The sequence below is a fragment of the Vogesella sp. AC12 genome, assembly GCF_024437575.1.
In the GTDB taxonomy this organism is placed as follows: Bacteria; Pseudomonadota; Gammaproteobacteria; order Burkholderiales; family Chromobacteriaceae; genus Vogesella; species Vogesella indigofera.
The window spans coordinates 200,700-208,175 of sequence record NZ_JANFNU010000004.1 but is presented as its reverse complement, the minus strand read 5'-3'; the positions used below and the strand labels follow the sequence as shown (position 1 = coordinate 208,175).

Genomic DNA, 7,476 nt, shown 5'->3' with positions numbered 1-7,476 from the left:
CTCCCCGACCTGGACTCGAACCAGGGACCTGCGGATTAACAGTCCGTCGCTCTACCGACTGAGCTATCAGGGAACATCAAACTTGTTACTGCTGACATCAAGCCAACATCACATCGCTGGCTTGCTGCACTGGATATTTTGGCTCCCCGACCTGGACTCGAACCAGGGACCTGCGGATTAACAGTCCGTCGCTCTACCGACTGAGCTATCAGGGAATTGCCTAAAGAGGTGCGCAGTTTAGACAGCGATCGCCGATTCGTCAAGCCCGAAAAATGAATTTTCCGAGCTTGACGTCTGCATCAACTTAGGCGTCCGGGCTAGCCGGGGCCTGAGTTTGAACCTGTACCAGTTCGACAGGCGCCCCGCCATCGTCAGCCTGGCGCACCACTTCGCGACGACGCTTGCCCTTCAGCACCGGCTCTGGTTGCACCACTTCCGGCAGCTCGCTGGCAGCACGCGTGGTCACCATCACCAGACCGGCTGTCGCCGCGGCATCAAGCACCGCCACTGGTGCCGGCTCGACCACTACTTCCGCCACCGGCGCCAGCACTTCCTCGACCGCAGCGGCTTCGGAAACGGCTTCGGTAACGAGCTCCGCAGGCACTTCCGCCACTGGCTCGGACACTACCTCAACCACTGCCGCAACGTTGGCCACAGGCTCTGACTGGATTTCGACTACAGGCGTCACCAGCACAGCCTCATCAAGCGCAGGCTCTACCACCTCGGCGGTAACCAGTTCCGGCGCGGCCGGCTCGACGGCTACCACTGCAACGGCTTCGGCAACTTCGGCTTCTACCACCTCAACCGCAGCAACCGGCTGTGCCACTTCCTCGGCAGCCACTGGCGCCGCCTCGGCCACCACAGCGGCATCGGCCACCACCTCGGTTGCCTGCTGTTCGGCAGTCACTTCGGCACCAGCTTCACCGGCCACGGCCGTGTCATCACGACGGTCACGACGGCTGCGACGACGACGGCGTTCACGTGGCTCGCGCGCTTCGCGCTCACCCTGCTCCGGCGCAACTGCCGCCTCTGTCACCACCGCATCCGCAACCACGGCATCCGCAGCTGGCTGTTCGACTTCCAGCTCCGGCGCCTGCACCACTGGCTGTTCCTTGGCAACACGCTGCTGCTCGCGCTCACGGCGACGGTCGTTGCGCTGGTTGTCGCGCTGCTCTTTCACGGCACCATCAGTCGCGGCATCGCTGCGCGCCACCATTGCATTCGCGTTATCGCGTGGCTCACGCGGTTCGCGTTCGCGGCGTGGCGCACGCTCGGCACGGGCCGGCGCCTGACCTTCTTCGCGCACTTCATTGCGACGATTGTCGTTGCGTGGCTGGCGCTCCTGGCGTTCGGCACGGCCTTCGCCCGGTGCGCGCTCTTCCCGCTCGCGGCGGCCGTTGCTGCGGCGCTCACCATTACGCTGGCGCGGATTGCGCGCTTCACGCTGCGGACGCTTCTCTTCGACCACCGGCTTGGTTTCGCTCACCTGTGGTTCCGGCGACAGCACCGACTTGAACCAGCCAACCACACGGGCCAGCAGACCCGGCTCGGCAACCACCACTGGTGCGACAGCGACCGGTGCAACCGGTTCGGCAGCCTGCGGTGCCGGCTGGGCCGGGGTTACACCCTTGACCGCGGCTTCCTGGCGCTCTAGCTTCGGCTTTTCCTGGCCGAACGGGTGCGAGGTGTCTTCTTCCGGCATTTCGACGCGCTGATAGCTCGGCGCATCGCCGACTTCCGCCAGATCGTCGTGACGTACGCGCACGATCTTGTAGTGCGGGGTTTCCAGGTGCAGGTTAGGAATCAGCACCACCGCCACATCCAGACGCGCTTCGATGGAGTAGATCTCGGCACGCTTCTCGTTGAGCAGGAAAGTGGCCACATCGACCGGCACCTGCGCGTGTACCGCGCCGGTGTTTTCCTTCATCGCTTCTTCCTGGATGATGCGCAGGATGTGCAGAGCCGAAGATTCGATGCCGCGGATGAAGCCGATACCGTGGCAGCGCGGGCAGGCTTCGTGACTGGTTTCACCCAGGCTAGGCTGCAGGCGCTGGCGCGACAGTTCCAGCAGGCCGAAACGCGACAGCTTGCCCATCTGCACGCGGGCGCGGTCATGCTTCAGCACGTCGCGCAGACGGTTTTCCACGTCACGCTGGTTTTTCTGGCTTTCCATGTCGATGAAATCGATCACGATCAGGCCACCCAGATCGCGCAGGCGCAGCTGGCGGGCGATTTCTTCCGCCGCTTCCAGGTTGGTACGGAACGCGGTGTCCTCGATGTCGGAACCCTTGGTGGCACGCGCCGAGTTGACGTCGACCGACACCAGCGCTTCGGTGTGATCGATGACGATGGCACCGCCGGACGGCAGAGTGACGGCACGCGAGAACGCGGTTTCGATCTGGTGTTCGATCTGGAAACGCGAGAACAGCGGCACCGGGTCCTTGTACAGTTTCACGCGGCCAACGTTGTTGGGCATCACGTGGCTCATGAACTGGCGCGCCTGTTCGTAGATTTCTTCGGTGTCGATCAGGATTTCGCCGATATCAGGCTGGTAGTAGTCGCGGATGGCGCGAATCACCAGGCTGCCTTCCTGCAGGATCAGGAACGGCGCGGACTGGGCACCGGCGGCGCTGTCAACGGCACGCCACAGTTGCAGCAGGTAGTTCAGGTCCCACTGCAGCTCTTCGAGCGAACGGCCGATACCGGCGGTGCGCGCGATCAGACTCATGCCACCCGGCACTTCCAGCTGCGACAGCAGGTCTTTCAGCTCCTGACGCTCTTCACCCTCGATGCGGCGCGACACGCCACCACCACGCGGGTTGTTCGGCATCAGCACCACATAGCGGCCAGCCAGGCTGACGTAGGTGGTCAGCGCGGCGCCCTTGTTGCCACGCTCGTCCTTTTCGACTTGCACGACAACCTGCATGCCTTCGCGCAGCACGTCCTGGATACGCGGACGGCCGCCTTCGTGCTGCTGGAAATAGCTGCGGGAAACTTCCTTGAACGGCAGGAAACCGTGACGGTCGGTGCCGTAGTCGACAAAACACGCCTCCAGCGATGGCTCGATCCGGGTGATGGTGCCCTTGTAGATGTTGCCCTTGCGCTGTTCTTTACCGACGGTTTCGATATCGAGGTCGATGAGCTTTTGCCCGTCGACGATGGCGACACGCAGTTCTTCTGCCTGTGTCGCATTAAAAAGCATGCGTTTCATTAATCATGTCCCTACGCGTGCACTCACGCTAGGGGTACAGCAAGTATTTGACGGCTCAATGAGTGTAATGAGCGCATGCCGTTAAGAAGTGTCGGAGTAAAGAGCAACTGAACTGCGATCGGGTTAAGCCAACTTCTTGTTCTACACGCGGCCCCTGCTGCACCATGCTTCGGCGCTTACCAAACCCACCCTGCCTTGGCGGCAGGATCGGCAAAATCGGGTGGCCACGTCGGGTCAAATTTTGCTGCAAAGCTTCGGAGCGGGCCTTATCGCCCCGAAACGGGAAACTGGCGTGAGTGCGTCATGCATCTAAATGCATTAACATCGCTACTTCGGGGTGAGCGAGATAACCATGGCTGCGCCCGGTACAACCGGCGTCAGGTCAGGACCAATGTCCTGCCGGCCGGTTTTTGTTGCGCAGCAGCGCCACAGGCAGTATTGTCTGCGACCCATTTCCGGTGTGCTACACATCGCACTATTTCAGGCGAAGGAGCCAACGGAGTATAAGCAATATGACTGACATTCGCAAAGATTCCGTTACATTCATCACCGTCGACGAAAACGGTGCCGATCAGCGCCTGGACAACTACCTGACGCGCCTGCTCAAGGGCGTGCCGAAAAGCCATATTTACCGCATCATCCGCTCCGGCGAGATCCGCGTGAACAAGGGCCGCGCCGACGCGATGCAGCGCCTGCAGCAAGGCGACGAACTGCGCATTCCGCCGATCCGCCTCGCCGCCAAGGCGACCGACGGCCAGGTGGTGCCCGGCGCCAATTTCCCGATCGTGTACGAGGACGAGGCGCTGCTGGTAATCAACAAGCCGGCCGGCGTCGCTGTGCACGGCGGCAGCGGCGTGTCGTTCGGCGTCATCGAACAATTGCGCAAGGCGCGCCCGGACGCGCGCTACCTGGAGCTGGTGCACCGCCTCGACCGCGAAACCTCCGGCCTGCTGATGATCGCCAAGAAGCGCTCGGCGCTGGTCAAGCTGCACGAGATGATCCGCAACGACGTGCCGCAAAAGCGCTACTTCGCGCTGGCGCTGGGTCAATGGCCGGACAAGATCCGCCACGTGAAGCTGCCGCTGCACCGCTTCCACACCCCGAGCGGCGAGCGTATGGTGCGCGTCGACGAATCACTTGGCATCTACGCACATACCATTTTCACCGTGCAGCAACGCTACCGCGACTTCACCCTGCTCGAGGCGCTGCTGCGTACCGGCCGCACCCACCAGATCCGCGTACACATGCAGGCCAACGGCTGCCCGATTGCCGGCGACGAAAAATACGGCGATTTCAGTGCCAACCGCGAGTTGCAACGCCACGGCCTGAAGCGCATGTTCCTGCATGCGGCCAACCTGGTGTTGCCACACCCGCTCACCGGCGAGGAGCTGCAACTGCAGGCACCGCTGCCGCCCGAACTGACCCGCTTTCTGGATACCCTGCCCTTATCATGACTAGCCGCTTCGATCTGATCGTGTTCGACTGGGATGGAACCCTGATGGATTCCACCGCCCACATCACCCGCTCCATCCAGGCCGCCTGCCAGGACCTCGGCCTACCGATCCCGCCGCGCGAGCGCGCCAGCCACGTGATCGGCCTCGGCCTGGTCGACGCCATGCGCGTGGTCTGTCCCGGCCTGCCGGAGGCGCGCTACCAGGACATGGTGCAGGCCTACCGCCACCACTATCTGGCCGGCGACGAGACCATCGAGTTGTTTGACGGCGTGGCCGAAGGGTTGGCCGCACTGGAAGCCGCCGGCTACCTGCTGGCGGTGGCCACCGGCAAGAGCCGCGTCGGCCTGGACCGCGCACTGAACGTCACCGGCCTGACGCCGCACTTCCTCGCCACCCGCACCGTCGATGAATGCCACTCCAAGCCGCATCCGCAGATGCTGCTGGACATCACCGACCAGCTGGGCGTTGCGCCTGCGCGCACGCTGATGGTCGGCGACACCACCCACGACCTGCAGATGGCGCTCAACGCCGCCACCCTCAGCGTCGGCGTCAGCTACGGCGCGCATCCGGTAGAAGACCTGCTCGATTGCGAACCGCTGGCGATTTTCGATGTCTTTGACGATCTGCAGCAGTGGCTGATCCAGCAGCGCAGCTGATCTGCGATGCTGATGCCCTGCGGGATGGCGGCAACGGCGTGCGCTTCGAGATCCAACACCACGGCGAGACGGCGGCCGCATTTGTCATTCGTCATGGCGGCGTGGTATACGGCTACCTCAACCGCTGTCGTCATGTACCGGTGGAGCTGGACTGGCAGGAAGGTCGCTTCTTTGATGGCGACGGCGACTACCTGATCTGCAGCATGCACGGCGCACTGTACCTGCCGGACAACGGCTACTGCGTTGCCGGCCCCTGCCGCGGACTATCGTTGCAGTCGCTCGCGGTCGCCGAGCGCGAGGGTCGGATATACTATTTGCCGCAAGCCGACGGCGCCTGATGCGTGTTGCGGCCAACGTTGCGGAAGATTGAGGCAAGCATGGAGCAAGAACCCAAATGGGAGCGCCAGCTGATTGAAAAGCTGGCTGGCGCGGCACTGCTGGAACAGAAACGCACCCGCCAGTGGAAGACCTTCTTCCGGCTGGCGTGGCTATTGCTGATCGGCACGCTGCTGGCGATGTTTTTCTGGCAGGACGAACAGGACAGCGGCACGCTGGGCGGCAAGCACACCGCGGTGATCTCGCTGGACGGCGCCATCGACAGCGACAGCAACGCCAGCGGCCGGCTGCTGGAAGGGCTGGAGCACGCCTACAAAGATCGCAACACCAAGGGCATCATCATCCGCGCCAACAGCCCCGGCGGCAGCCCGGTGCTGTCCGGCATCGCCAATGACGAAATCCGCCGCCTGAAAAAACTGCACCCAACCATTCCGCTGCACGTGGTGGTGGAAGAAGTGTGCGCCTCAGGCTGCTACTACATCGCCGCCGCCGCCGACAAGATACACGTCGACAAGGCCAGCATCATCGGCTCCATCGGCGTGGTGTCGGACGGTTTCGGCTTCGACAAGGCGATCGAGAAGCTCGGCATTGAGCGCCGACTGACCACCGCCGGCAGCAACAAGGCAATGAACGACCCGTTCTCGCCGCGCGATCCGCAGCAGCAGGCCATCCACCAGTCGCTGCTCGACGAAATCCACCAGCAGTTCATCGCGGTGGTGAAGCAGGGGCGCGGCAGCCGGCTGAAGGCCGACGCCGAAGTCTTCAGCGGCCGGGTGTGGCTGGGCAGCGGCAGCATCGCGCTGGGACTGGCCGATGACCTGGGCTCGGTCAGCTCGGTGGCGCGCGAGCAGATCAAGGCCGAAGAGCTGGTCGACTTCACCCCCAGCGACGGCCTCGGCGACTTTTTTGCCAAGCGCATCGGCGTCAGCTTTGCCGGCGGCATCCGCGCGCTGTTCGACACCCGTCTTTTCTGACCTCTGACACGGAGCATTCATGGCACGACGCCGCAAACAGGAAGAAGTCCACGAAAACCACGAACGCTGGCTGGTTTCCTACGCCGACTTCATCACCCTGCTGTTTGCCTTCTTCGTCGTGATGTATGCCATTTCGCAGGTCAACGAAGGCAAGTACCGGGTGCTGTCGACGTCGATGATCGACGCCTTCCGCAGTGGCAACCTGGCGATCCAGGCCACGCCGCCGTCCGGCAACGCCAACACCATGATCGAGATCCCCAACACCAAGCCGATCGCCACCGCGGTCGAGGGTCAGCAGCGGCTGCAGGAACGCGCGCGCCTGAAACAGCTGGCCGACGACATCGGCAAGAGCCTGGCACCACTGATGCAGGGTGGTCAGGTCAGCATGCGCCAGGACGACGAAGGCATCCATATCGAGATCAAGGACACCGCGCTGTTCCCGGTCGGTCAGGCGCTGCCGTCCGGCAACTCGCCGCAGATCCTGTCGGCGGTGGCACAGCAGCTGGCGCAGGTGCCGAACGAGGTGCGGGTGGAAGGTTTTACCGACAATATCCCGATCCGCAACGCCTTCTTCCCGTCCAATTGGGAACTGTCCGCCGCCCGTGCCGGCAGCATCGTGCGCCTGTTCATGGAAAACGGCATCGCGCCGGAACGGCTGGTGGCCGTTGGCCGCGCCGAAACCATGCCGGTGGCCAACAACACCTCCGCCGATGGCCGCGCCCGCAACCGCCGCGTGGCGATCACCATCATTGCCAAGACCAGCGGCAAGAGCGAGGACATCAGCGCCGCGACCGCGAGCAACCTGCTGCCGACCTCGGCCACCGCCCCCTGAACCACCGCCAAGT

General features: G+C 63.3%; 6 protein-coding genes and 2 tRNA genes. 5 read left to right on the top strand and 3 right to left on the bottom strand.

What is annotated here, in order from left to right:
• The 3 genes from NOM55_RS09130 to NOM55_RS09120 form a co-directional block, all read right to left on the bottom strand.
• A tRNA-Asn gene (locus NOM55_RS09130) sits at positions 1-73 on the bottom strand.
• Positions 74-139: 66 nt separating this feature from the next.
• Positions 140-215, bottom strand: a tRNA-Asn gene (locus NOM55_RS09125).
• A gap of 89 nt (positions 216-304) precedes the next feature.
• A complete protein-coding gene (locus NOM55_RS09120) occupies positions 305-3,211 on the bottom strand; it encodes an Rne/Rng family ribonuclease (RefSeq protein WP_255908330.1) in 2,907 nt (968 codons plus the stop codon).
• Between the two features lie 512 nt (positions 3,212-3,723).
• Here NOM55_RS09120 and NOM55_RS09115 point away from each other — a divergent pair.
• Genes NOM55_RS09115 through motD form a run of 5 tightly spaced genes read left to right on the top strand, consistent with a single transcriptional unit; the run spans position 3,724 to position 7,463 of the window.
• Positions 3,724-4,665: an RluA family pseudouridine synthase gene (locus NOM55_RS09115; protein ID WP_255908329.1), complete on the top strand. Its 942-nt coding sequence runs from the start codon at positions 3,724-3,726 to the stop codon at positions 4,663-4,665.
• Positions 4,662-5,321, top strand: coding sequence for an HAD-IA family hydrolase (locus NOM55_RS09110; protein WP_255908327.1), 660 nt, complete (start codon positions 4,662-4,664; stop codon positions 5,319-5,321). The genes NOM55_RS09115 and NOM55_RS09110 overlap by 4 nt, the downstream gene beginning before the upstream one ends.
• Positions 5,297-5,659, top strand: coding sequence for a Rieske 2Fe-2S domain-containing protein (locus NOM55_RS09105; protein ID WP_255908326.1), 363 nt, complete (start codon positions 5,297-5,299; stop codon positions 5,657-5,659). Before NOM55_RS09110 ends, NOM55_RS09105 begins: the two co-directional genes overlap by 25 nt.
• Positions 5,660-5,698: 39 nt before the next feature.
• Entirely contained in the window at positions 5,699-6,631 is a 933-nt protein-coding gene (locus tag NOM55_RS09100; protein ID WP_255908325.1) for a S49 family peptidase, read from the top strand.
• A 19-nt stretch (positions 6,632-6,650) separates the two neighbouring features.
• A complete protein-coding gene (gene motD, locus NOM55_RS09095; protein ID WP_255908324.1) occupies positions 6,651-7,463 on the top strand; it encodes a flagellar motor protein MotD in 813 nt (270 codons plus the stop codon).
• Positions 7,464-7,476: the final 13 nt, after the last annotated feature.

Excerpts from the sequence above, each read along its gene's own strand:
- NOM55_RS09120 (WP_255908330.1), bottom strand. The coding sequence starts at position 3,211 with ATGAAACGCATGCTTTTTAATGCGACACAGGCAGAAGAACTGCGTGTC.
- NOM55_RS09115 (WP_255908329.1), top strand. The coding sequence starts at position 3,724 with ATGACTGACATTCGCAAAGATTCCGTTACATTCATCACCGTCGACGAA.
- NOM55_RS09110 (WP_255908327.1), top strand. The coding sequence starts at position 4,662 with ATGACTAGCCGCTTCGATCTGATCGTGTTCGACTGGGATGGAACCCTG.
- NOM55_RS09100 (WP_255908325.1), top strand. The coding sequence starts at position 5,699 with ATGGAGCAAGAACCCAAATGGGAGCGCCAGCTGATTGAAAAGCTGGCT.
- motD (WP_255908324.1), top strand. The coding sequence starts at position 6,651 with ATGGCACGACGCCGCAAACAGGAAGAAGTCCACGAAAACCACGAACGC.